Source organism: Heyndrickxia faecalis (assembly GCF_040267745.1).
GTDB lineage: Bacteria > Bacillota > Bacilli > Bacillales > Bacillaceae_C > Weizmannia > Weizmannia faecalis.
The window spans coordinates 1,905,543-1,928,962 of sequence record NZ_CP158453.1 but is presented as its reverse complement, the minus strand read 5'-3'; the positions used below and the strand labels follow the sequence as shown (position 1 = coordinate 1,928,962).

The 23,420-nt window shown below is 49.0% G+C and carries 21 protein-coding genes; 6 read left to right on the top strand and 15 right to left on the bottom strand.

The features are described 5' to 3' along the window. Positions 1-81 precede the first annotated feature (81 nt). From ABR335_RS09400 to ABR335_RS09390, 3 genes are read left to right on the top strand one after another with little or no spacing between them, the layout of a single operon-like run. On the top strand, positions 82-801 hold the full coding sequence (locus ABR335_RS09400; protein ID WP_013859407.1) for a metallophosphoesterase family protein: 720 nt from the start codon (positions 82-84) through the stop codon (positions 799-801). Beyond that, positions 794-1,018 (top strand): hypothetical protein, encoded by a 225-nt coding sequence (locus ABR335_RS09395; RefSeq protein ID WP_251459598.1) that lies wholly within the window; start codon positions 794-796, stop codon positions 1,016-1,018. Before ABR335_RS09400 ends, ABR335_RS09395 begins: the two co-directional genes overlap by 8 nt. Next, the gene (locus ABR335_RS09390; protein ID WP_251459596.1) at positions 1,006-2,070 is read left to right on the top strand and encodes a permease; all 1,065 of its coding nucleotides are present in this window, start codon (positions 1,006-1,008) and stop codon (positions 2,068-2,070) included. Before ABR335_RS09395 ends, ABR335_RS09390 begins: the two co-directional genes overlap by 13 nt. Positions 2,071-2,133: 63 nt before the next feature. Here ABR335_RS09390 and ABR335_RS09385 read toward each other — a convergent pair whose 3' ends face one another. After that, positions 2,134-3,381: a glutamate-5-semialdehyde dehydrogenase gene (locus tag ABR335_RS09385; protein ID WP_035184808.1), complete on the bottom strand. Its 1,248-nt coding sequence runs from the start codon at positions 3,379-3,381 to the stop codon at positions 2,134-2,136. Then, complete coding sequence (proB, locus tag ABR335_RS09380) at positions 3,382-4,476, bottom strand: glutamate 5-kinase (RefSeq protein WP_179234417.1); 1,095 nt, start codon at positions 4,474-4,476, stop codon at positions 3,382-3,384. A 576-nt stretch (positions 4,477-5,052) separates the two neighbouring features. Between proB and ABR335_RS09375 the strand changes: the two genes are divergently transcribed. Both ABR335_RS09375 and ABR335_RS09370 read left to right on the top strand, forming a co-directional pair. Continuing rightward, positions 5,053-5,502: a DUF1641 domain-containing protein gene (locus tag ABR335_RS09375; protein ID WP_035184804.1), complete on the top strand. Its 450-nt coding sequence runs from the start codon at positions 5,053-5,055 to the stop codon at positions 5,500-5,502. 34 nt (positions 5,503-5,536) lie between these two features. Next, a complete protein-coding gene (locus ABR335_RS09370) occupies positions 5,537-6,718 on the top strand; it encodes an NAD(P)/FAD-dependent oxidoreductase (RefSeq protein ID WP_251459594.1) in 1,182 nt (393 codons plus the stop codon). 151 nt (positions 6,719-6,869) lie between these two features. On the opposite strand, the gene ABR335_RS09365 is transcribed toward ABR335_RS09370, so the two are convergent. The 3 genes from ABR335_RS09365 to ABR335_RS09355 form a co-directional block, all read right to left on the bottom strand. Next, entirely contained in the window at positions 6,870-8,057 is a 1,188-nt protein-coding gene (locus tag ABR335_RS09365; protein ID WP_251459592.1) for a DHH family phosphoesterase, read from the bottom strand. Between the two features lie 52 nt (positions 8,058-8,109). Then, positions 8,110-8,796 (bottom strand): ribose-5-phosphate isomerase RpiA, encoded by a 687-nt coding sequence (gene rpiA / locus ABR335_RS09360; RefSeq protein ID WP_035189947.1) that lies wholly within the window; start codon positions 8,794-8,796, stop codon positions 8,110-8,112. Between the two features lie 261 nt (positions 8,797-9,057). Beyond that, a complete protein-coding gene (locus ABR335_RS09355; RefSeq protein WP_014098245.1) occupies positions 9,058-9,753 on the bottom strand; it encodes a C39 family peptidase in 696 nt (231 codons plus the stop codon). A 365-nt stretch (positions 9,754-10,118) separates the two neighbouring features. Between ABR335_RS09355 and ABR335_RS09350 the strand changes: the two genes are divergently transcribed. Then, on the top strand, positions 10,119-10,439 hold the full coding sequence (locus ABR335_RS09350; protein ID WP_014098244.1) for a MerR family transcriptional regulator: 321 nt from the start codon (positions 10,119-10,121) through the stop codon (positions 10,437-10,439). A gap of 44 nt (positions 10,440-10,483) precedes the next feature. Here ABR335_RS09350 and def read toward each other — a convergent pair whose 3' ends face one another. The 10 genes from def to ABR335_RS09300 form a co-directional block, all read right to left on the bottom strand. Next, positions 10,484-11,065 (bottom strand): peptide deformylase, encoded by a 582-nt coding sequence (gene def, locus ABR335_RS09345; protein ID WP_014098243.1) that lies wholly within the window; start codon positions 11,063-11,065, stop codon positions 10,484-10,486. A 217-nt stretch (positions 11,066-11,282) separates the two neighbouring features. Continuing rightward, positions 11,283-11,462 (bottom strand): FeoB-associated Cys-rich membrane protein, encoded by a 180-nt coding sequence (locus tag ABR335_RS09340; RefSeq protein ID WP_014098242.1) that lies wholly within the window; start codon positions 11,460-11,462, stop codon positions 11,283-11,285. Between the two features lie 17 nt (positions 11,463-11,479). Next, positions 11,480-13,474: a ferrous iron transport protein B gene (gene feoB, locus ABR335_RS09335; protein WP_014098241.1), complete on the bottom strand. Its 1,995-nt coding sequence runs from the start codon at positions 13,472-13,474 to the stop codon at positions 11,480-11,482. Next, the gene (locus ABR335_RS09330) at positions 13,474-13,701 is read right to left on the bottom strand and encodes a FeoA family protein (RefSeq protein WP_026104508.1); all 228 of its coding nucleotides are present in this window, start codon (positions 13,699-13,701) and stop codon (positions 13,474-13,476) included. The genes feoB and ABR335_RS09330 overlap by 1 nt, the downstream gene beginning before the upstream one ends. 205 nt (positions 13,702-13,906) lie before the next feature. Beyond that, positions 13,907-15,091: an LL-diaminopimelate aminotransferase gene (locus tag ABR335_RS09325; RefSeq protein WP_061577604.1), complete on the bottom strand. Its 1,185-nt coding sequence runs from the start codon at positions 15,089-15,091 to the stop codon at positions 13,907-13,909. 238 nt (positions 15,092-15,329) lie between these two features. Beyond that, entirely contained in the window at positions 15,330-16,712 is a 1,383-nt protein-coding gene (gene argH / locus ABR335_RS09320) for an argininosuccinate lyase (protein WP_026683381.1), read from the bottom strand. A 186-nt stretch (positions 16,713-16,898) separates the two neighbouring features. Then, positions 16,899-18,113: an argininosuccinate synthase gene (locus tag ABR335_RS09315; protein WP_014098237.1), complete on the bottom strand. Its 1,215-nt coding sequence runs from the start codon at positions 18,111-18,113 to the stop codon at positions 16,899-16,901. 68 nt (positions 18,114-18,181) lie between these two features. Further along, complete coding sequence (argF, locus tag ABR335_RS09310; protein ID WP_014098236.1) at positions 18,182-19,135, bottom strand: ornithine carbamoyltransferase; 954 nt, start codon at positions 19,133-19,135, stop codon at positions 18,182-18,184. Positions 19,136-19,152: 17 nt separating this feature from the next. Next, positions 19,153-22,356, bottom strand: coding sequence for a carbamoyl-phosphate synthase (glutamine-hydrolyzing) large subunit (carB, locus tag ABR335_RS09305; RefSeq protein WP_014098235.1), 3,204 nt, complete (start codon positions 22,354-22,356; stop codon positions 19,153-19,155). Continuing rightward, positions 22,343-23,419: a carbamoyl phosphate synthase small subunit gene (locus ABR335_RS09300; protein ID WP_014098234.1), complete on the bottom strand. Its 1,077-nt coding sequence runs from the start codon at positions 23,417-23,419 to the stop codon at positions 22,343-22,345. Before ABR335_RS09300 ends, carB begins: the two co-directional genes overlap by 14 nt. Between the last annotated feature and the right edge of the window lies 1 nt (position 23,420).

Genomic DNA, 23,420 nt, shown 5'->3' with positions numbered 1-23,420 from the left:
GGTGGTGAAACCAGGCAGGTCGGGATAAACCCGCAACCCATTATGGTATAATAAAGGAAACAAATTTTTGAGGTGATCGCGTTGAAACTGGCATTTATATCCGATATTCACGGCAATGCGCATGCGCTCGAAGCCGTGCTGGAAGATATTGAACAAAAGCGGGCCGATAAAATTTTTGTCCTCGGCGATCTTTGCTTTCGCGGCCCGGAACCACAGCGGGCATATGAGATGGTGATGGCTTTAAATACGGAAGTGATTAAAGGAAATGCTGATGAATGGGTGTACAGGGGTGTCGGCATGAACGAAGTGCCGGAAAAGGCTTATGAAATGATGAACCGGGAGCGGGACTGGACGGTTTCCCGGATGGAGCAGAATGCAGTGGAGTCGTTGCACCAGCTCCCCGAAGAGGTAAAATACGAATACGGCGGCATCAAAATTCACGGATTTCACGCCACCCCGTACAGTTTGTTTGAAAATGTGCCGCCGGATAGTGAAAACAGCAAGTTGAAAGAGAAGTTAATGCAGGAAGACGCGGATATTTATTTATACGCGCACATCCACCTGCCGTTTATCCGCACGTTTGATGGCAAAACGTTTGTCAATCTCGGCAGTGTCGGTCTGCCGTTTGACGGGATCGCCAAAGCCTCTTATGCGATGGTGGAAATTGGCGATCACGATTACCAGGTTTCCAATGTCCGTGTTTCCTACGATGTGCAAAAGACGATCGGGTTATTTGAAGCTTCCGATTATCCGAATAAAGACAAGCTGATCGACATTTTAACCCGGGCAAAAAATGATTGAACCCACCCCCGGTTTTAACCGGGGGTTTTTTTCGGCAGAAGTTTTTGTGAAATTTTTCACGAAAGAGCATAAAAAAGCGCAGCAGCCCCATGCCAAAAAAGAGACAGCCTTTGGCATCACCCGCCATTTATTTTTTCACCTTATTATGTTATCATTAACAATTGGTATAAATTTTACTGTCATAGAAATGGAGATGTTGTTGCTTTGGCTGTTGTGAATCATACGGCAAAACCTGAACAGCAATCCGGGAAAAAGGCGGCCTGGCTTGCCGTTTTGTTTCTCGTCATTGCCGGATTCGGCCTTTTTTATGTAAAATGGTGGCCGTACTATGAGAAGTCTTTGCTTGCCGCCCATACGCATTCCATCGGGACGTCGATTCTCGGGGATCCGGGCAAATCGGCATCATTTTCATGGGATGGCACCTTCCAATATGTGATCGCGTATTTTCAGGCTGTTTGGAAAGCGGCCGTGCTCGGCATTTTGCTCGGTTCGCTCGTGCAAGTGCTCCTGCCTTCTGCATGGCTGCTTAAAGTGCTCGGCAAAACGTCATTTGGAAGTACGGTCATTGCCGGAGCGAGCGCCATTCCCGGCATGATGTGCACATGCTGCGCAGCACCGATTGCAGTCGGGCTGCGCAAAAAACAAGTGTCCACACCTGCGGCACTCGCCTTTTGGATTGGTAACCCGATGCTGAATCCGGCAACGCTGATTTTCATGGCTTTTGTATTATCATGGAAATTTACCCTTCTCCGCATCGTCGCAGGGCTTATCATGACGTTCGGGGTCAGCTGGCTGGCGGGCCGGCTTGTGAAAAACGAACAACCGGTGAACATCCGCCAGTTCGAGCCAGATGCCGGAGAAAACAACGGGTCCTTTTTCTTAAGATGGGGAAAGGCCGCCGGAAATATGATCCTGTATCTTGTTCCGGCTTATTTGCTTTCGGTTGTTGTGTTAAGTGCGGCCCGTTTCTGGTTGTTTCCGGCATTCGGCCAGCATGCCGGAAACAGCATTACGGCGGTGATCCTGCTTGCTCTTGCCGGCATGCTGTTTGTCATTCCGACAGCAGCTGAAATTCCGATTGTCCAGACGATGATGGCTTTCGGGCTCGGGACAGGTCCGGCCAGCGCACTGCTTGTGACGCTTCCGGCCATCAGCCTTCCTTCCTTGATCATGGTTGGCCGGTCGTTTTCAAAACAAACCCTTCTGTTTGTTGCAGCCTCCTGTGTTGTGGTCGGGATTGTGGCAGGATTATGTGGAATGTTTTTTTAACCAAACGATTGCCCGGAGCATATGAATAAAACGGCGCGGCTATCTGGCCGCGCCGTTTTGCATTCATTCTCTGACTTGGCCGCTCCCGTAAATCCAATATTTTGTGGACGTTAAGGCATCCAACCCCATCGGACCGCGGGCATGCAGTTTCTGGGTGCTGATGCCGATTTCCGCCCCGTATCCGAACTCAAAACCGTCTGTAAAGCGGGTGGACGCATTATGGTACACACAGGCGGCATCCACCATGAACATGAAATGTTCCGCCCGGGCCCCGTCTTCTGTTACAATCGCCTCTGAATGTTTTGTGCCGTAACGGTTGATGTGCCGGATCGCTTCATCTGTATCTTCCACCGTTTTGACGCTGATTTTAAGCGCGAGGTATTCGCAATACCAGTCCTCTTCCGCCGCCTCTTTTGCAGCCGGAAAAATTTTTCGCACCGGCTCGTCTCCGTAAATCTCCACCCCTTTTTCGGCCAGTGCGCTAAGCAGCTTTTCACCGTGCTGGGCGAGCCAATGCGCATGGATTAAAAGCGTTTCGATAGCATTGCAGACGGATGGGCGCTGTGTTTTTGCATTGACTGCGATCCGCACGGCCATTTCCGGCTGTGCTGTTTCGTCAATATATAAATGGCAATTGCCCGCCCCGGTTTCAATCACCGGTACAGAAGCTTCGCGGACAACAGTATCAATCAGCTTTTTCCCGCCTCTCGGGATTAAGACATCAAGATAATCACGAAGGTGGAACATTTCTGTTGCCGCCTCCCTGCCTGTATCTTCGATGAGCTGGACGGCATCTTCAGGAAAGCCTGTCTCCGCCAATGCGCGGTGAATGGAAGAGACGAGCGCCTGATTTGAGCAGATGGAAGACGAGCTTCCCCTTAAAATGACCGCATTGCCCGTTTTGATCGCAAGCGTGGCAGCATCGACCGTAACATTCGGGCGCGCTTCGTAAATCATGCCGATGACACCGACCGGCACTTTCTTTTTGAGGATGAGCAATCCGTTTTCTTTCTTGATTTCCTCGACCGTTTCCCCGACCGGATCTCTTAATTTCACAAGCAGCCGGACCGCTTCTGACATATCATGGATCCGCTTCTCGTTCAGCATCATCCTGTCGAGTATATTTTCCGGAAGGCCCGCCCGGCTCCCCCGCCTGAGGTCTTTTTTGTTTTCGAAAATGATCGTTTCCCGGTCCTCAAGCAAAACACGGGCAATCGCCAAAAGCGCTTTGTTTTTTTCTTCCGTTGTTTTTTTGGCGAGTACCATGCTGATATTCTTCGCTTTTTTTCCTTTTTCTGCGGCTTCAGACATTTAACCCAGCCCCTTTCTGTTTAAAGGCACCCAATGATCGCGGTGAATGACTTCTTCTGCTGCCCGCCCGCTAGGCCTCATAAGCACGCGCAACAGCTCTTCTGCACCGTAAAGCACTTCCCCTTTTCCAAGCAGCCCTTTTGCGCCGTAGACGTCCACGACATCGCCTTTTTGGAATGTGCCGGAAATTTTTTGAATGCCTGCCGGAAGCAGGCTGCTCCCTTTTTGCAGCAAAGCCTGTTCCGCGCCGCGGTCAATGTATATTTTTCCGGCACTTTCCGAAAACAGCGCGATCCATTGTTTCCGGCTCTTTACAGCTGGGCGGGTGGCTCCGATATACGTGCCGTCCCCTTTTCCTTCGAGTATCCTGACGAGTTTATCGCACCCTTTTCCTTTTCCAATAAACACCCGGACGCCGAGGGAAACCGCTGTATTTGCGGCTTTTAACTTTGACAACATGCCGCCTGTTCCTGCTTTCGACCCGGCGCCTCCAGCCATTTTCATCATCTCGGGCGTAATATGATCGATAAAATCAATGCGCTGCGCACAACGGTCGTATTTTGGATTCGTGCTGTACAGCCCATTTACATCCGTTAAAATGATGAGGCATCCGGCGTGGACAAGCCCGCTGACAAGCGCTGACAGCATATCATTATCGCCGAAAGTCAGTTCTGAGACCGACACGGAATCATTCTCATTGATAACTGGGATGACGCCGCGGCGCAAAAGTTCTGTTATCGTTGAATAAGCGTTATGGTACCGGTCTTTTGTGGAAAAATCTTTCCGGGTCAACAAAATTTGCGCCGGTATTAAGCCGTAAGTACCGAGCGCTTCCCTGTAACGCTGGATGAGCACACTCTGGCCGATAGCAGCAGCAGCCTGCTTCCCTTTTAACGTGACGGGCCGCGCCGGGTAACCGAGCAGCCGGAACCCGCACGCGACGGCGCCGGATGAAACGACGACCACCTCATGCCCGGCTTTGTGCAATGCGACAAGGGCGCCGATATGATCGGCAAACTTCTGTTCATCGATTTCACCGGCGTCATTTGTTAAAGAACTGCTTCCGATTTTTACGACGACTCTGTTTTTCTCCATGGCTTTTCTCTCCTTCTAAAAAAGGTGAAACAAAAAGGCCTTTCCGTCCCTGTAAAAAGGACGAAAAGGCCTTGCTTTTCGCGGTACCACCTTTTTTGGGCGACATTTGCGCCCCGCTCTTTTTTGATAACGCAAAACTTTGCGCCCGGTTTTCCGGGACTCGGAAGGCAGGTTCGGCAGGCCGCCTGCTGCTGCACCTTTCAGCCTGTGGGTGCCGCTCTCTTATGCAAGGGTGATCCGCCTACTATTCCTTCGTTCACGTTCAGTATTTTTAATTATCTTACAACAGCAGTCGCAGAAATGCAAGCAAAATATTTTGCTATGCATAACCCAGGCAGCCGGGACAGAAAATAAGCTTACATGCGGATTTCCCCCGAAAATGGAAAGCAAATTACTTTCTATACGGTGAAAATTTGATATACTAGTCATGTATGAGGTTTCATCACCTTTCTTTGTGAATCTTGGTACGTAATTATGGGAGGAAATTCACAATTAGGAGGGGGGAATCAGGGAACCCGTATATTTTTTTGCATCTACATATGTGTGGGAATTCCATCAGAAAAGGAGAAATAGAAGATGGCAGAAACTTCAGCTCAAAAAGGCAATCCTGAAGAAAAACCGGAAGTAACCCCGGAAACGGCAGTCGTACAGAAAGATTTGCTGGATCAATTATTGGATCCGGAAATCCAGCAATCTTTGACGGTGTTGGTTGAAAGCCTGCCGAAAATGGCCGAACTGGTCACCATGTTAAACAAAGCCTATGATTTTGCGCAATCCATTATGACAGATAAAGTGCTGGTCAATGATTTTAAAGGCGGATTTCTAGGCTTTCTGGATCCCGTTGCCGAAAAAGCAAAGGGGCTTGCCCAAACTGCGATTGAAGCAAAAGACCGTGCCGAGACGTCCACAGACACAATCGGATTGTTCGGCCTGTTGAGGTTGCTGAAAGATCCGCAAGCCCAGAAGCTGTTCCGTTTCCTGCAGTCTTATCTTGCAGTCGCGGAAGAACGCAGCAAACAGCAGTAAGGTGAATGAGAACTAATGAAAACGGGGGATCCATATGAGTAAAAAAATTGTCATTTTAGGGGCCGGTTATGGCGGCCTGTTATCTGCGTTATCAGCGCGTGAATATTTGTCAAAAGACGATGCAGCGATCACGGTCGTAAACCGTGTGCCGGACCATCAAATTATTACGGAATTGCACCGTCTGGCGGCGGGCGGCGTTTCTGAAAAACGGGTGTCGCTTCCGCTCAGAAAACTGTTTAAAGGTAAAGATGTCGACGTTCAGGTGGATGAAGTCACAAAAATCTCGCCTGATTCGAAAGAAGTATCGCTCGGAAGCGGCTTTAAGCTGAATTACGATGTGCTCGTTGTCGCACTCGGCAGCGAAACAGCTTTCTTCGGCATTCCGGGCCTTGAAGAAAACAGCTTTCTGTTAAAATCAGTGGACGATGCGAAACGCATTCATGCCCATATCGAGTCCTGCCTTGCGCAGTATGTCAAAACGAAAAACAAAGCGGATGCCACATTTGTTGTCGGCGGTGGCGGCCTGACCGGGATTGAACTGGTTGGTGAGCTGGCGGACAAGGTGCCGGTATGGTCGAAAAAATTTGCGATCGACCCTTCCGAAATCTCGCTTATTTGTGTCGAAGCGGCGCCTTCCATTTTGCCGAACTTCGCGCCAAATCTGATTGAGCGGGCAACGAAGAGCCTGGAAGCGCGCGGCGTGCAATTTTTCACAGGCATCCCTGTTACAAAATTCCAAGACAATGTCGTGGAATTAAAAGACGGCCAGAAAATCGAAACGAAGACGCTTGTCTGGACGGGCGGCGTGCAAGGAAACCGTGTCGTTGCGAATTCCGGGATTGAAGTAAACCGCGGGCGTGCAACGGTAAACGCCTTTTTGCAATCCACTTCCCACCCGGATGTGTTTGTTGCAGGCGACAGCGCGGTTGTCTTCCCGTCAGAAGGCGCACGCCCTTATCCGCCAACAGCACAAATGTCATGGCAAATGGGCGAATTGATCGGCTATAATCTTTATGCTTATTTAAAAGGCGGAAAAATGCAGACGTTCCAGCCGGTCAACTCCGGTACGCTTGCAAGCCTCGGCAGAAAAGATGCCATTGCGTTTATCGGGGAAAACCAAACGCAATTAAAAGGCTTCCCTGCTTCCGCTATGAAAGAAGCAAGCAATATTCGTTACCTGGCCCATATTAACGGGTTATTCTCACTTGTATATTAAGGAAAAAGGCGCATCCAAACGCGGATGCGCCTTTTTTAAGCCTCTTTTTCCCCGGCAAACCTAAGTTGCAGGCCGCGCTTTTTTTTCGTGCAAATTGGCCGCAACCGGCTCTATACCTGCACGAAAAAAAGCCCGGCATCACCGGGCAGCTTTACAAACCACTTTTGCTTCTTTTTTTCTTTTTGTCCATATATTCCAAATACGCCTCATCGTGGGTAAGCCATGCTTGGAACTGGCGCTTTACAAATTTTTCCGCTTCTTCAAAGGCAGAAAAAGAAGGAGACTGCTTTAAGCCTCTTGCTTCGATCGCCCAGCCTTTTTGAGGGTCTTTATAAATAAAGATCGGTTCCCCGCTGCGGTTTTGGTATAAACATCCCGCTTCCTGCCCTTTGATATTGGACTGGTTATGGGCAAAATCGCGTTTCAGCGGTTCTGTTTTAAACGTTTCGACGACAAACTGCCGGAACGCCTCTTCCGTCAGCACGGCCCCCGATGCTTTTTTGTGCCCGCCCCCGTCGTATTTTTTGGCAATTTCCGATACGTCAATATGGTCATGAATCGTCCTGAAACTGATCCGTTTCTTTCCGACCATGCAAATGGCGATATAATCGAGATGCGGGTATTCTTTTGCAACGGCATTCCCCAATTCGGAATGATGCGACTCGGCATGAATAACGCCTGCATAATAACCGTCAATCACAGCCTGGTAGACTTCCCGCTTTTTTCCATTTATATATCTTTCGATTTTTTTCTCTTCCAGATCGAGGATCTTTTCTTCCAAATCATCAAATGAAAACGTTTCACTGCCGCTAAGTTTATGTAGCAAAATCTCTTCAAACTCTTCGATCGGATACAGATAGAAAAGATCATTTAATTTTTTGGCCTGCATATTCCCGTTGCGTTCCCATTCCCATGTATCCATTTGCCGGACAAGTTCGACAAACGCGTCAACAGCACCTGTCGGGTTGATTTTTCCTTCCGCTTGCAGATACCGATAAAACAAAGAAGTGGCGCTTGCCTGTTTGCCGTCTTCCTCCACCTGGACAGAAGCCCATTCATGCTCATTTAAGTGAAGCGCGCTTTTATGGTGGTCAATCAGTTTCACTTTTCCGCCCTGTGCGGCATAGGCATCAAGAAGCTGCGCATTTTTTTCATTGACCGATAAATCGGTAATCCATAACATGTCTTCTTTATGTTCTTTTTTCAAAAAAGCTTCAACCTGGGTATTTAAACCGGACACGGAATTATACTGGATTTCAATGTCTTTGCCGAATGCAAGCCTGGCAAGAATCCCGCAGCCAAGCCCGTCCAGGTCATTGTGGGTTAATAAACGATACATCAATCTTCCTCCGAAATTCAATTTTCTGTATGGTCTCCCATACGGCTGTTTTTCACAAAATAATGCTCTTTGCCTCCGCCCGGTTCTTGGTATATACCTTGCTGCCGTCCCCGATGACAACAAGATCGCAAATGCCGAGAAAAAGCCCGTGTTCAACAACACCTGTGTAACCATCAAGCCAGGCTCCAAACGCGCCGATATCAGGCGATTTGAGCTTTATATCCACGATATAGTGGCCGCCGTCTGTTACATACGGCCGGCCTTCTTTCATCCGGAGGACAGGGTTTAATCCTTCCCGCTCAAACGTTTTCATCAAATGCTTGTATCCGAACGGGACCACTTCCACCGGCAGCGGAAAAGCGCCAAGTTGTTGAACCATTTTCCGGGAATCCACCACCCAGATATTTCTTTTTGATGCCTTTGCCACCAGCTTTTCAAACAACAACGCCCCGCCGCCGCCTTTAATGCCATTTAAGGAAGGGTCCACTTCATCGGCCCCGTCAATGGTCACATCCATTTGTGCCGTGTCGTTCAAGTCTGCTATCGGAATGCCGCATTCGCGCGCAAGTTTTTCTGTCGCACGCGAGGTGGGCACACCGGTGATGTGCAGGCCGCTTTGCACCCGTTCCCCTAATTTTTTTATCGTGTAATAAACAGTTGAGCCGGTCCCAAGCCCGACAATCATTCCATCTTCTACGAGTTCCGCTGCTTTCTCCCCGGCCATCTTTTTCCCGTCCATACCTCTGCACCTGCCTTTACTTTGATTTTATAACAGTCTTAAAGAATTATAAAGGAAAGCGCAAACAGCCATGAAATGAAAATAAAAAAATCGCTCTGCCTTTCAAGGTTTAAACGCAACACGCACACACACGGGCCATTTTTGGATAATATAACCGGACATGCCGGGCCTTATACAAGCATACATTCACGGGCGGCCGCTTTTTGCGCTTTTTCGGGCAATCCAACAACTTTGAAGCTCGTTTTCCGTCAGGCTTTTTGTTCACCGGATCACAATGGCCTGGCTGCCCATCTGCTTCCACGCTTTCTCAAATGCTTCACGGCCAAGCTGCTTATTTTTTGTTCCATACGGGTCATTCACATAAATATGGCCTGGATCGTACCCTGTAATGACAACACTGTGTTCGCTGTATGTGATGTTAATACTTCCCTGGGGCGTGTCCCATGTTTTGAAATCAGAAACCGGCTGAAACCGGGCTGTCGTAATCACCCAGACAGCATGCCCTTCCTCAACATTTTCCAGGATTTTTGAAAAAGGCTGTCCCGTTAAATCCGCCGCTCTTTTGCCGGCATATTTTTTGGCCAGTTCAAAAACAGGGCCGTGGTACACGCCATACCCGGGACCATCCTCCATGTTCCCGACAAAACCTGCGTTCGGATTGCCGTGCTGCCCGTTTTTATAGGTAAACGGCACATACTTGATTTCTTCCGCCAATTGATTCTTGGTCACATGAAAACCGTTATCGACAAGCAGCATCGCGAGGCTTGTCACTTCACAGCCGTTATAAAGGCGGGGCGCATCCATTTGCCTGATAATCGGCACATCGAGCAGTTTTTTGGCAGCAGCGTTATTTTGCGCGGATTTTTGGGCCGATTCTTTATGGGTCAGATACTCATTTAAGGCGAGCAACATGACGATCAATACGATTGCTGCAAAAATGAGCCTGGATGATTTCATCTGTGCTACTCCCCTTTCGGTTATGGCGAAAGCATTCACCGTCTTTCCGTTCTTTCCTGTATGCACTTTAACCCCTGCCGGCCGGGGAAGCGCACGGGAAACTGTCTGTCCCGCTTTTAAGCCGGCCACGGGAAGCCGCCATTCCTGCAGAGAAACCAGTCTTGAATTATTATATGGATAAATTGGAAAGAACTCAACTCCGCGTAAGAGCAATCCAAAATGAACATCAAAGGACTGCTGTTATGTAATCTCACGTGCCGATGAAAAATACGTATATTTTTGTCAGGTTTTCTTACACAAAGATGGTCTAAACGGCTTTTTTGGTATATATTAATAAAAACACCTTACAAAGGGAGGATGCACCGGTGGCAACGAATGAATCATACTTGGAAAAGAAAGTCATCTCGATCGGAACGGTATGTGAATTAACCGGCTTAAGTGAAAGAAGAATCCGCTACTATGAAGAAAGGAAATTGATTTTCCCGGAACGGACAAACAGAGGGATCCGGAAATATTCATTTACCGATGTTGAACGCCTGATGGACATCGCCAATAAACGTGAAGAAGGCATCCAGACTGCGGAAATCCGCAAAGAATATATGAAAGAGAAAAAATACAATGAACGCACGATGCGCGAACAAGTCATCCGCGGCCAGCTGAATGCTTATTTCCGCACAAGAGAATAATGCATCAAACGGCAGCCGGGCAGGCTGCCGTTTGCGCAAGCTGTTTATTCATACACGCTCCGGATATCCGTGTTTGCAGGAAGGGCGAACGGATTGTCCTTGTTAATATGGTCATAGAACATAATCCCGTTCAAGTGGTCCATCTCATGCTGAAAAACAATCGCGGGATAGCCCTTTAATTTAATGAGCACTTCATTCCCGTCCAAATCGTATGCCTTTACTTTAATCCGTTCATAACGCGGCACAAAACCATCCACTTTCCGGTCAACCGACAGGCAGCCTTCCCCTTGCGGAAGGTAGATCATCGATATCGAATGGCTGACCAGTTTTGGATTAAAAACCGTGTACGCCTTTTCACCGTCTTCATCCGCAATATAAACGGCAAACATCCTTTTATTAAGGCCGATCTGATTTGCGGACAATCCAACGCCTGCACGCAAATTGCATTTGCCGGCAATCTCCGGATCCTGGCTGTTTTTTAAAAACTGGAGCATGCAGCGCAGTTCCGCTTTGTCTTCTTCAGTTGGCGGCATGTTCACTTCATCCAGCACTTTTCTTAAAATCGGATCGCCTTCCCTGACGATATCATCCATTGTAATCATATAATCATCATTATATTTGCTCATAGATTGAACCCTCATCTGCCTTTTTCCTGAAATTCTATTTACCCGGCACGGGACGGCCCCGGAACCGGCTGCCATTATACCTGTTTGGACATTGTTAATCTTACCATACCGCAGCAAAAAAATCTAAACAGACGGAACGCCGGACACGGTTTCCGCCAATGCGAACCCCCTGCCTATCATAAACCGGGCACACCTTTTAAAGGGCGGCCCGGTATTTTCAGCTTTTTGCCGTTTTGGCCCGAGATGGAGCGTCCGGCGCACAACAGCTTGCTGTATTGCAGTGGTTTTTCAATGCACAGGAAGCGCACTGCCCTTCCCTGCTTTTTTTGATAAAACGGATCAGCGTAAATGCCGCATAAGCAAAAATCACAACACCGAGCAAAATACTAAATAACATCGGAACATTCCCCCGTTTTAAAAAGCGATGAACCGCCCAATATTGTAAATCAGAAAAGCGATCAAGTAAGCAATCACAAGTGCATAAGCGATCGAAAAAAGCGTCACTTTCCCCGAACCGGTTTCTTTATGGATAATGGCCACGGTCGAAAGGCATGGAATGTATAAAAGAATGAATACCATGAAACTATAGGCCGAAAGCGGTGTAAAAGCATGGGAAATCACACCTGCCAGAGATGCGCCGTCTGGAACAAAATAGAGGACGTTCATCGTCGAAACGACCACTTCTTTTGCCATAAAACCGGTCAGAAGGGCAGCCGCGGCCTGCCATGTTCCAAAACCGAGCGGCTTGAAGACAGGCGCAATCCATCCGCATAGGATCGCCATAAAACTTTTATCGACAGGCACATTGAATCCGCCCGGCCCCGCATTCGAAATGAGCCAAATGGCTACCGTGCCACCGAAAATCAAAGTCCCTGCTTTCCGGACGAAACCTTTCCCTTTATCCCATGTGCTTCTGTACAAACTCCGCGCATTCGGCACGCGGTACGGCGGCAGTTCAATGACAAAAACAGAACCTTCCGTTTTTACCACCATTGAAAATACTTTGGCAAGCAAAAGCGCAACGACAATGCCGAGCACATACAGCGACAGGACAATGAGTGCCTGATGGTGGCGGAAAAAAGCCGCGACAAACAAACTGTAGACCGAAAGCCGCGCAGAACAGGACATCAATGGGGTCAAAAGCGTCGTTAACAGCCGCTCTTTCGGCTGTTCAATCGTCCTTGCTGCCATGACGCCGGGCACATTGCAGCCGAAGCCGATAATAAGCGGAATAAACGCTTTTCCGTTCAAGCCGACTGATTCCATCACCCTGTCCATGACCATCGCTACCCGTGCCATATATCCGGAATCTTCAATCACCGAGATAAAGAAAAACAAAACAAAAATTTGCGGCACAAAAACGAGAACGCCGCCAACTCCGGCCACAATCCCGTTTAACACAAGATCACGGATAAACGGTGTTGCCCCCGCTTCTTTCAACCCTGCTTCAATCCAGGCGGTCAGCGGGCCTGAAAAAAACTTGTCAAGCCAATCCGATAAAGGGGTGCCGAGCCAGTTGAATGTAATGCAAAATACCAAATACATCATCACAAGAAAGATCGGCACGCCAAGGTATTTATTCGTGACGACGGCATCTATTTTCTCCGTCAGCGTTTTCTTTTCTGCCGCCGTTTTTTCAACAGCGGTTTCCATTAGCCTGTCAATAAATTGCTGCCGCTTTTTAAACATTTCCTGCTTAATGGAAGTATGCGGGTTGGCGGCACGGAGCCTGCGCTCCACACCCGCGCAAAAATCTTCGAGTTCCGGCTTTACATTCATAAACGCCGGAATTTGGCGAATCACTTCATTGCCTTCCAAAAACTGGAGCGCCAGCCATCGTTTGTTCAATGACCGGAAATCCGGCAGCCGGTCCATGAGATAGGTCGCCGCATGCTCCAATTCATCGCCGTAATCAATACGGAAATCGGGCACAACCGCCTTTTCTTGCATCTGCTCCGATATGGCCTTGCATCCTTTTCCTGTCCTTGCAATAATCGGCACGACTGGAATGCCGAGGGCTTCTGCAAGTGAACGATCGTTCACTTTCATGCCGCGCGATTTTGCAACATCTATCATATTCAGCCCGATCAAAACCGGCTTTCCGTACTCCATCAATTGGATGGTCAAATGCAGGTTCCGTGCAAGCTGGGAAGCGTCGACGATATTCAAAACGGATGTGAAGTCTTCCTCAATTAAGAATCTCGATGCCACCGCTTCATCTTTAGAAAGCGGGTTCAAGGCATAAATACCGGGCAAATCAATCAGCACCCCGGCATTTTCCTTCAGCTGGCCCACCTTTTTTTCAACGGTGACACCTGTCCAGTTTCCAACATATTCATATGATCCGGTAAGCTCATTAAAGAGTGATGTTTTTCCCGTATTGGGGTTTCCAAATAAAGCGACCTGCATTATAAACACTCCACTTGGATCCGCATTGCTTCTTTTTTGCGGATGCCGATGCACTGCCCGCTGACTTCAAGCATGCAAGGCCCGCCGAAAGGCAATCCGCATTTATAACAAACTTCCCGGCCTTCAAGCACACCCAAATCAAGAAGGCGCCTTTGAATACTTTGATCAATGCTTGATAAATCTGTAATAATCCCTTTGCTTCCGGGTTTCAGTTCGGTCAAGACCATGGTATGCCCCTCCCAGAGATAGAGAAATAGCGTCTGTTCATTGATAATGATTATCATTCTATATTCCTATCATACCGCATTTCATTGTGAGCGTCTATCTTATTTTCAGGAAACAAGGGAAACTTTCACATATTTATGTGAAATTATTCACATAATATGCATTGACAGCCGGCTTGTCCGCCACAACATGCAAAAAGCGGGCCCCTTAAAGGAGTCCCGCTTTTTGCGGCAAATGCACGCCGCTTTTTTCAATGCGGCGGACAGCTTCCATAAGCCTTTCTTCATCCTGTACAAGCGCGATTCTGACATATCCTTCGCCGTGGGGACCAAAGGCGTTGCCAGGCGTAACCACAACGCCGGCTTTGTCCATCAGTTCATATGTAAAAGCGAGGGACTTTTTGCCTTCCGGGATTTTGGCCCACAAAAACATCGTAGCATCAGACGGGCGGATTTCCCAGCCGATCCGCGATAATCCGGAAACAAACAAATCCCTTCTTTTCTCATACAGTGCAGCATTGTGGCGCGCGAATTCCTTGCCGTTTGCCAAAGCAGCGGCAGCCGCCCTTTGGACCGGTTCAAAAATGCCGTAATCCATATGCGATTTCATTTGGGCAAACAGCCGGATCACTTCCCGGTTCCCTGCCAGAAAACCGATCCGTGCCCCCGCCAGGTTAAAGCTTTTCGATAAGGAATTAAATTCAACCCCCACATCTTTTGCCCCGTCAACAGACAGGAAACTGATCGGCTTTTTCCCGTTAAAGACGAGTTCACAATAGGCAAAATCGTGGACGACGACGAGATCATATTGTTTTGCAAACCGGACGGCTTCTTCAAAAAACTTTTTCTCAGCAAGCACCGGGATTGGGTTGCCCGGAAAATTCAGCATCATCATTTTCGCTTTTTTTGCGATCTCTTCCGGGATTTTTGACAAATCCGGCATAAATCCGTTCTCTTCCAGAAGTGGCATCGGATAAGGTACGGCTTCCGCCAGTTTTACCCCTGATTCATAGGCTGTATAACCGGGATCCGGAACGAGAATGATATCGCCGGGGTTACAAAAGACGAGTGGAAGATGGATAATGCCATCCTGGGAACCCGCAAGCTGAATGATTTCGTGTTCAGGATCCAGTTTCACTCCGAACTGTTCGTAATACCGGGCCGCCGCCTCGTAGAAAGCTCCGATCCCGGAAATTGTATACCCGTATTGGCGTGGGTCAGCTGCATTTCGGGCCATTTCTTCCATTACAAAAGCAGGCGGTGCCTGATCCGGACTCCCGATGCTTAAGTCAATCATCCGGTTGCCTTCTTCTATTTTTTTCTTTTTGTACGCCAAAAGCTCATTGAATATCAACGTCGGTAACTGGTTCATGCGTCTTGCAGTGTCAACCAAAAGCTTTTCCTCCCAATTTCCCGGTCCTAGGGCTTTGTGTGCCTGTTCCAGGATGCATTAGCATAAGATTAAAAGGTTTATAATGATTTATTGTACCACACTTTCCGGCATCCTGGGAGCTGTTATCATACAGTTATAGTTGGAAGCGAAGGATCCGGCCTGATTAAAAGCCTGACGATTGCGTAAGAAGCCCGTTTCTTATGCTTTTGATTCCGTAGCCACGTTTGCATCCGCTTGTTCAATCCGGTTTGCGGAGTTGTTTTTCCGCCATCTGAAGCTGTGCCGCCACTTGTGCATGTCCTGTTCCCCCGGCGCTGTTCCGCATTTTTACAACATGAACCGGTTTCAGCACTTCAAAAATATCGGCCTCAAAAAGCGGGCTGAACGACTGGTATTCATCCAGTGTCAGGTCAAGCAAATACTTGCCGTGCTGAATGCCATAAAGGACAATCTGCCCGATCACCGCATGCGCCTCACGGAACGGCAGCCCTTTTTTTGCCAAATAATCGGCAATATCGGTTGCATTCGCGTAATCGTTCGAGACAGCCCGGAACATCTTCTCCCGGTTCACTTTCATCGTTTCAATCATCGGCGCAAGCAGCTTAAGCGCCCCTTGAAGCGTATCAGCCGTATCAAAAATGCCTTCTTTATCTTCCTGCATGTCTTTATTATAGGCAAGCGGCAACCCTTTCAGGACGGTCAACAGCCCGATGAGGTTCCCGAACACCCTTCCCGTTTTCCCGCGCAAAAGTTCGGGGACATCGGGATTTTTCTTTTGTGGCATAATGCTTGACCCCGTGCAAAAAGAATCATCCAGCTCGATAAACTGGAATTCCTGGCTCGACCACAGCACCAGTTCTTCCGACAAACGGGAAATATGCGTCATCAATATAGCGGCATTTGCCAAAAATTCAAGCACAAAGTCGCGGTCGCTGACAGCATCCAGGCTGTTCGGATAAATGCGGGAAAATCCGAGCAGTTCGCGCGTCCGTTCCCTGTCAATCGGAAAAGTCGTCCCGGCAAGCGCCCCGGCACCGAGCGGCAGCCAGTCCGTCCGCTTTAAGCTGTCTGAAAATCTCTCTTTATCACGTTCCAGCATCCAAAAATAAGCGAGAAGATGGTGGGCAAACAACACCGGCTGCGCCCGTTGCAGATGGGTGTAACCGGGCATCATCGTTTCTTTGTTTTCTTTTGCTTTCGTCACGATGGCTTCCTGGACGAGCGCAATCAGGCGGATCATTTCTTTTGTCGTTTTCCGGACATACAGGTGCATATCGGTCGCAACCTGGTCATTCCGGCTCCGCCCTGTATGCAGCTTCCCGCCGGCAGGGCCGATTTCATCCATCAGCATTTTTTCGATATTCATATGGATATCTTCATTCTCAACTGTAAATGCTGCTTCCCCGTTTTTAATTTTTTCGGCAATTTTCCGAAGCCCTGCTTTGATCTGTTCCACATCGTTCTCAGGCAAAATGCCGCATTCGCCAAGCATTTGGACATGGGCAAGGCTCCCTTCAATATCTTCAAAAGCAAGCCTTTGGTCATATCCGATCGAAGCTGTATAGGTTTCAACAAGCTGATTCGTTTCCTTTGTAAAACGTCCGCCCCAAAGCTTTGACAATGTCATTTCCTCCTGCTGCAATAGAATTAAAAAATGAAGGCTGCACGGCAAACCGCCACAGCCTTCCGGATATTTTACCGTTTTCTCCCGGCCCGGTAAACAGGTGAAAAATACCTGAACGGGCCGGTTCCAACCTTGAAATTTGCCGTGCTTATGATTTAACATCAGAAACAACGGCCAAATGGCTTATTGATTTAACACTTTCCCGTTTTCCTGGATTTCGGCAAATACTTTTGTCGGCAGCCCCCACAGTTTGATGAAGCCGACTGCAGCATTATGGTCAAACGAATCGCCTTTCAAATAGGTCGCCAGTTCTTCATTATACAGGCTGTATGGGGATTTTCTTGCCACTACCGTGTGGGTGCCTTTAAACAGTTTCACGCGGACCGTGCCGGTGACCGTTTTCTGTGTTTCCTCGACAAACGCATCGAGCGCGGCCTTTAACGGCGAATACCAGAGCCCTTCATAAATGATTTTGGTCAACTGCTGTTCCACCGTTGTTTTAAATTGTGTCACTTCACGTGGCAGCGTTAAAAATTCCAGTTCTTTATGGGCATTGATCAGCACGACTGCAGCAGGGTTTTCGTATACTTCGCGCGATTTGATCCCGACAAGGCGGTTTTCAATATGGTCGATTCTGCCGATGCCATGTTTGCCGGCTGTCAGGTTCAGCTCTTCGATCATTTGGACGAGGCCCATCGCTTTGCCGTTTAAGGCAACCGGGACGCCTTTTTCAAACGTAATTTCAATATATTCTGGCTCATCCGGCGTCATTTCGATCGGCGCAGTCCAGTCGAATGCTGCTTCCGGCGCTTCGTTCCAAGGATTTTCAAGGACGCCGGCTTCGCACGCTCTTCCCCATATATTGGCATCAATCGAAAACGGATTATCTAAGTCTACCGGAATCGGAATATTGTTTTTCTCCGCATATGCAATTTCTTCATCGCGGGTCATGCCCCATTCACGGACAGGCGCAACGACTTTCAGGTTCGGGTTCAGCGCCTGAACGGACACTTCAAAACGGACCTGGTCGTTCCCTTTTCCGGTACAGCCGTGCGCCACGGCAACGGCGCCTTCCTGTTCCGCGACATCTACCAAAAGCTTTGAAATAAGCGGGCGGCTGATCGCAGAAGACAGCGGATATTTTCCTTCATAGAGCGCATTTGCCTTTAATGCCGGCAATATATAATCTTTTGCAAGCATTTCTTTCCCGTCTATGATCACAGCTTTGATTGCACCGACATTCAGCGCTTTCTGGCGGATTGCATTTAAATCTTTGCCTTCGCCGACGTCAATGCCAAGCGCAATAACATCATAGCCGTATTTTTCCTGAATCCATTTAATCGATACGGATGTATCCAAACCGCCTGAGTAGGCCAATACAATTTTTTCCTTTGCCATTTCTCTCTCCCTGCCTCTTTGTATAATTAATATTGAAGTTGAATTTTTATACACCCATTATATCGGATTCATTCAACATTTTCCAGTAGTTTTTTTAAAATGGCTTTATGGGCATGGAGCCGGTTCTCCGCCTCGTCAAAAACCGCGGAATGCGGGCCGTCAATGACCGCCTCCGTGACTTCTTCGCCGCGGTGGGCGGGCAGGCAATGGAGGAAAAGAAAATCTTTTTTTGCCAGTTTGCATAATGATTCATTTACCTGATAATCTTGTAAATCTTCGAGCCGTTTCTTCGTTTCGTCTTCCTGCCCCATGCTCGCCCACACATCGGTGATGACCACATCGGCATTCCGGATCATTTCTTCCGGGTTTTGGCCCATTTCAATACAGACCCCTTTTTTGGCCGCTTCTTTTTGAGCCCCGGCAAGAATGCCGGCATTCGGCAAATAGCCTTCCGGGGCAGCGACGGACATATGCATACCCGCCTTTGCCGCCCCCTCGAGCAATGAGTGGCACATATTGTTATTGCCGTCCCCGAGGTAGCAGATTTTGAGCCCGGCCAGTTGTCCTTTATATTCCTGAATGGTCAGCAAATCGGCCAAAACCTGGGTCGGATGGTGCAGATCGGTCAGCCCGTTGATCACAGGGACATCTGCGTGGCGCGCAAAAGATTCGATGGTTTCGTGCGCGAATGTGCGGATCATCAGGCAGTCGACATAACGCGACAACACTTTTGCCGTGTCATGGATCGTCTCACCGCGCCCGAGCTGAATATCCCTTGAACTGAGGAAAAGAGCGTGGCCGCCGAGCTGGAGCATGCCGGCTTCAAATGAAACCCGGGTGCGCGTGGATGATTTTTCAAAAATCATACCGAGCACTTTCCCTTTTAAGTACGGGGTCTCCTTCCCTTCTTTATGCGCTTTTTTTAAAGCGGCCGCTTCCTGGAGCAGATCGTTCAGCTCCTCTTCCTGCAGCGCGCCGATTGTTAAAAAATCTTTCTTTTTCGTACGGGCCAATGTCGCCATCTGTATCTTCCTTTCTGCTAAACTTCTGCTTTTATACGGTTAAAATCGTGAAGCGGGGCCACTTTTGGCGTTGTCCCTGTGGCATAGCGGGTAATGGCTTCCAATGTATCCAGACAGGTAAACAGCGGAATATGGAAACGCATCGCTGCTTCACGCAGCTTGCTGCCGCCCCTTCTTTGGTCCCGCCCTTTTGTCGGGATGACCACCGCAGCGGTCACGGGTTGCTGTTCGAAAAAGGCGGAGGCATCCTCAAGGCCTACTGTTTCCGCCGCCACGCCGTTTTTCGCCAGGAACCGGGCCGTATGTTCCGTTGCGGCAATCCGGTAGCCTCTGTCCGCCAATGTTTTCAATACCGGGAGCGCGGCTGCTTTTTCGCGGTCCGTCACCGAGCAAAATACAAATTGTTCTTCAAGCGGCGGCTCAAACACCGGATCTTGGACGGACAGAAGCGTTTTTTCGAGTGCTTCCCCGAATGTCCGGGCAAGGCCGAGCACTTCGCCTGTTGATTTCATTTCAGGCCCTAAAACAGGGTCGACATCTTTCAGTTTTATATAGGAAAATACCGGTGCCTTCACGGCGACAAGTTCCGGCGGTGCAGGAAGCCCTTTTTCTGCAAGCGGTTTTCCGAGTTGTATGGCAATGGCGAGATCAATCATCGGAATGCCGGTGACTTTGCTTAAAATTGGGACGGTTCTTGAAGCACGCGGATTCACTTCCAGCACATAAACGGTCCCTTCATAAATTAAAAACTGGATATTGGCAATGCCTTTGATTTTGCCCTTTAAACAGATTTTTTCGGCATACCGGATAAGCGTTTCCTGCACAGACGGGCTTAAATGCTGGGGCGGATAAACGGCCATGCTGTCGCCGGAGTGGACGCCCGCTTTTTCAATATGTTCAAAAATGCCCGGGATGAGCACCTTCTCCCCGTCACAAATGCAGTCGAGTTCGCATTCCGTACCCGGCAAATACTGGTCAATCATAAGCGGCCAGCTTTTTTCGCTTGCGTACTTCAACGCATCCGCATAAGCGTTGAGTTCGTCTTCGTGGTAAAAAATGAACATTGACTGTCCGCCAATAACATAGGACGGGCGGACAAGCACCGGAAACGACAGGTCTTTTGCCCCCCGTTTCAGTTCTTCTGCATCATAGGCGGTATGCCCTTTAATATGCGGAATGCCAAGCTCATCCAGCAGCTTGTAAAAAAGGTTGCGATCCTCAAGCTGGTCGATTTGTTCCACGTTCGTTCCAAACAGTTTCACGCCTTCAGCTTCAAGGCTCGATGCGACATTGATCGCGGTCTGGCCGCCGAATTGCGTGAAGACGCCTGCCACCTGCTCTTTTTCAATAATATGCAGCAAATCTTCCGGGCGCAGCGGGTCAAAATACAATTTATCCGCCATTGAAAAATCGGTGCTGACCGTTTCCGGATTGTTGTTTACAACAATCGTTTCATAGCCAAGTTGTTTGAGCGCCATAACGGCATGGACCGAGCAGTAATCAAATTCAATTCCCTGCCCAATGCGGATCGGTCCGGAACCGATGATCAGCACTTTCGGGCGGTTTGATACTTCCACTTCATCCCGGCCGCCCCAGGTGGAATAGTAGTACGGCGTTTGCGCCTCAAACTCGGCGGCACAGGTGTCCACAAGTTTATAAACCGGCATAAGCCCGAGCTGTTTTCTTTTTTCGCGCACCGCTTTTTCGCTGCATCCGCATAATGCCGAAAGACACTCATCACTGATGTTCATTTTTTTGGCTGCGCGCAGCAAAGCAGCCGGCATCGTATCGATCGTATATTGCTTGCATGTTTCTTCCATATCCACGATATTTTTTATTTTTTCAAGAAACCAGCGGTCGATTTCCGTGTATTTTTCAATGTCATCCAGCGCCATGCCTTTACGCATCGCTTCCGCCACCGCAAACAGGCGGATATCGGTCGCTTCCGTTAAAAGTGGGACCAAATCATCCGGCTGTTTTTCAGCAAGCGCCGGATAGAACAGACCTGAAAGCCCGAGTTCAAGCGAACGGATTCCTTTGTTAAGCGCTCCTTCAAATGTGCGGTCGATCGCCATTGCTTCGCCGGTCGCCTTCATTTGCGTGCCAAGTTTCCGGTCCGCTTCCGTAAATTTGTCGAACGGAAAGCGCGGAATTTTCACGACAACATAATCAAGGGCCGGTTCGAAGGAAGCAAACGTGTTGCCGGTTACCGGGTTTAAAATTTCATCCAGATGATAGCCGATTGCGCATTTCGTGGCAATGCGGGCGATCGGGTAACCGGTTGCTTTCGAAGCCAAGGCGGATGACCGGCTGACGCGCGGATTGACTTCAATAATATTGTACTGGTCGGAGTGGGGATCGAGCGCAAATTGGATGTTGCACCCGCCGATCACCCCGAGCGCGCGAATCACTTTTAAAGAAGCGTCCCGGAGCAGCTGGTACTGCACATCCGATAAAGTCTGCGATGGCGCGACCACAATCGAGTCGCCCGTATGCACTCCGACCGGATCGATATTTTCCATATTGCAGACAATGATGCACGTGTCGTTTGCATCGCGCACGACTTCGTATTCAATTTCTTTCCAGCCTTTGATGCTTTTTTCAAGCAGCACCTGGTGGATCGGGCTCAGGTCAAGGCCGCGCTGGAGCACTTCCCGAAGTTCTTCATCATTGGCTGCAAATCCCCCGCCGGAGCCGCCAAGCGTATAAGCGGGGCGGATAATGACGGGGTAGCCGATTTTTTTCGCAAATGCCAGCCCGTCTTCCATATTTTCCACAATTTTTGACGGCGGGATCGGTTCCCCGATATCAAGCATCAACTGGCGGAACTTTTCGCGGTCTTCCCCCTTCTGGATCGAATCCACCGGTGTCCCGAGCAATTGTACCCCATACTTATCGAGAATCCCCGCTTCATAGAGCTGGACGGTGAGATTCAGGCCGGTTTGCCCGCCCAATGTCCCGATAATGCCGTCCGGACGCTCTTTTTGTAAAATCTGTTCTATCGACTCCACCGTCAGCGGGTCAAAATAAATCCGGTCGGCCATTTCTTCATCAGTCATGATCGTTGCCGGATTGCTGTTGACAAGCACGACTTCAATTCCTTCTTCTTTCAAGGCAAGGCAGCTCTGCGTACCCGCATAATCAAATTCGGCGGCCTGGCCGATAACAATCGGGCCGGAGCCGATCACAAGCACTTTTTTGATCGATTTATTGAATGGCATAAGACAAAACTCCCGCTCTTTGTTGTACTCGTTGTAAAAAGTGGTCAAAAATGTATTCGGAATCACGCGGCCCCGGATGTGCTTCCGGGTGGAACTGGACGGAATAGACCGGCAAGTCCGGATGGATGCAGCCTTCAACCGTGCCGTCATTCACATTCTTAAAGGAAAGCTCGAGTTCCGATCCGGCAAGTGATGCTTCATCGACAACATAGCCATGGTTTTGGGCTGTCATCAACACTTTTCCAGTCTTTAAATCTTTAACCGGATGGTTGCCGCCCCTGTGGCCGAACGGCAGCTTTTTCGTCTTTGCCCCGTAAGCGAGTGCCAATAGCTGGTGGCCGAGGCAAATGCCAAGCACCGGATAAGCGGCGCTTACTTTTTTGATTTCCGGCAGCCACTCGGCTAGTTTAGCAGGATCCCCAGGGCCGTTTGAAATGACAATGCCGTCAGGTGCAAGTTCCGCCATTTGTTTTGCCGTAAAATCAAAGGGCACGACGGTCACTTTGCAGTTGCGGTCAAGCAAGTATTGCAAAATGGATTTTTTGTAGCCGAAATCCATCAAAGCAATGTGCAAAGGGCCATCTCCATACGTTTCCGGTTGTTTTATGGCCACTTCGGCTACGAAAAATTCATCGCCGCCGCATGGCACTTTTTGATCGCGGGACGTTGAAACAAGGCCGCGCACAGTGCCGCGTTTTCTGATCGTTTTTACAAGCGCGCGCGTGTCCACTCCTGCAAGGCAAGGGACACCCGACTTTTCCAAAAAGGATAGGGCCGTCTTTTCCACTTTATAAAAACTCGGGCTTGCGCATATTTCACCGGTCACAACCGCGCGCGCCGAGATGCTTTTGCTTTCGTGATCATCGCCGTTTACGCCGTAATTGCCGATTAAAGGGTAACAAAACACCAGAATCTGCCCGGTGTACGACGGGTCGGTGAGCATTTCCTGGTACCCCGTCATGCCGGTGTTAAATACCACTTCTCCCGTTGTTTCAGCGGGGTTTCCCGCAAAAAAGCCTTCAAAAATTTCTCCCGTTTCAAGAATAAGATATCCGCTTGTCACG

Bases quoted from the DNA above. Each gene is read 5' to 3' on its own strand.
- ABR335_RS09395 (WP_251459598.1), top strand. From the start codon at position 794: ATGATTGAACCCACCCCCGGTTTTAACCGGGGGTTTTTTTCGGCAGAA.
- ABR335_RS09385 (WP_035184808.1), bottom strand. From the start codon at position 3,381: ATGTCTGAAGCCGCAGAAAAAGGAAAAAAAGCGAAGAATATCAGCATG.
- proB (WP_179234417.1), bottom strand. From the start codon at position 4,476: ATGGAGAAAAACAGAGTCGTCGTAAAAATCGGAAGCAGTTCTTTAACA.
- ABR335_RS09375 (WP_035184804.1), top strand. From the start codon at position 5,053: ATGGCAGAAACTTCAGCTCAAAAAGGCAATCCTGAAGAAAAACCGGAA.
- ABR335_RS09370 (WP_251459594.1), top strand. From the start codon at position 5,537: ATGAGTAAAAAAATTGTCATTTTAGGGGCCGGTTATGGCGGCCTGTTA.
- ABR335_RS09365 (WP_251459592.1), bottom strand. From the start codon at position 8,057: ATGTATCGTTTATTAACCCACAATGACCTGGACGGGCTTGGCTGCGGG.
- rpiA (WP_035189947.1), bottom strand. From the start codon at position 8,796: ATGGACGGGAAAAAGATGGCCGGGGAGAAAGCAGCGGAACTCGTAGAA.
- ABR335_RS09355 (WP_014098245.1), bottom strand. From the start codon at position 9,753: ATGAAATCATCCAGGCTCATTTTTGCAGCAATCGTATTGATCGTCATG.
- def (WP_014098243.1), bottom strand. From the start codon at position 11,065: ATGAGCAAATATAATGATGATTATATGATTACAATGGATGATATCGTC.
- ABR335_RS09340 (WP_014098242.1), bottom strand. From the start codon at position 11,462: ATGTTATTTAGTATTTTGCTCGGTGTTGTGATTTTTGCTTATGCGGCA.
- feoB (WP_014098241.1), bottom strand. From the start codon at position 13,474: ATGCAGGTCGCTTTATTTGGAAACCCCAATACGGGAAAAACATCACTC.
- ABR335_RS09330 (WP_026104508.1), bottom strand. From the start codon at position 13,701: ATGGTCTTGACCGAACTGAAACCCGGAAGCAAAGGGATTATTACAGAT.
- ABR335_RS09315 (WP_014098237.1), bottom strand. From the start codon at position 18,113: ATGGCAAAGGAAAAAATTGTATTGGCCTACTCAGGCGGTTTGGATACA.
- argF (WP_014098236.1), bottom strand. From the start codon at position 19,135: ATGGCGACATTGGCCCGTACGAAAAAGAAAGATTTTTTAACAATCGGC.
- carB (WP_014098235.1), bottom strand. From the start codon at position 22,356: ATGCCATTCAATAAATCGATCAAAAAAGTGCTTGTGATCGGCTCCGGC.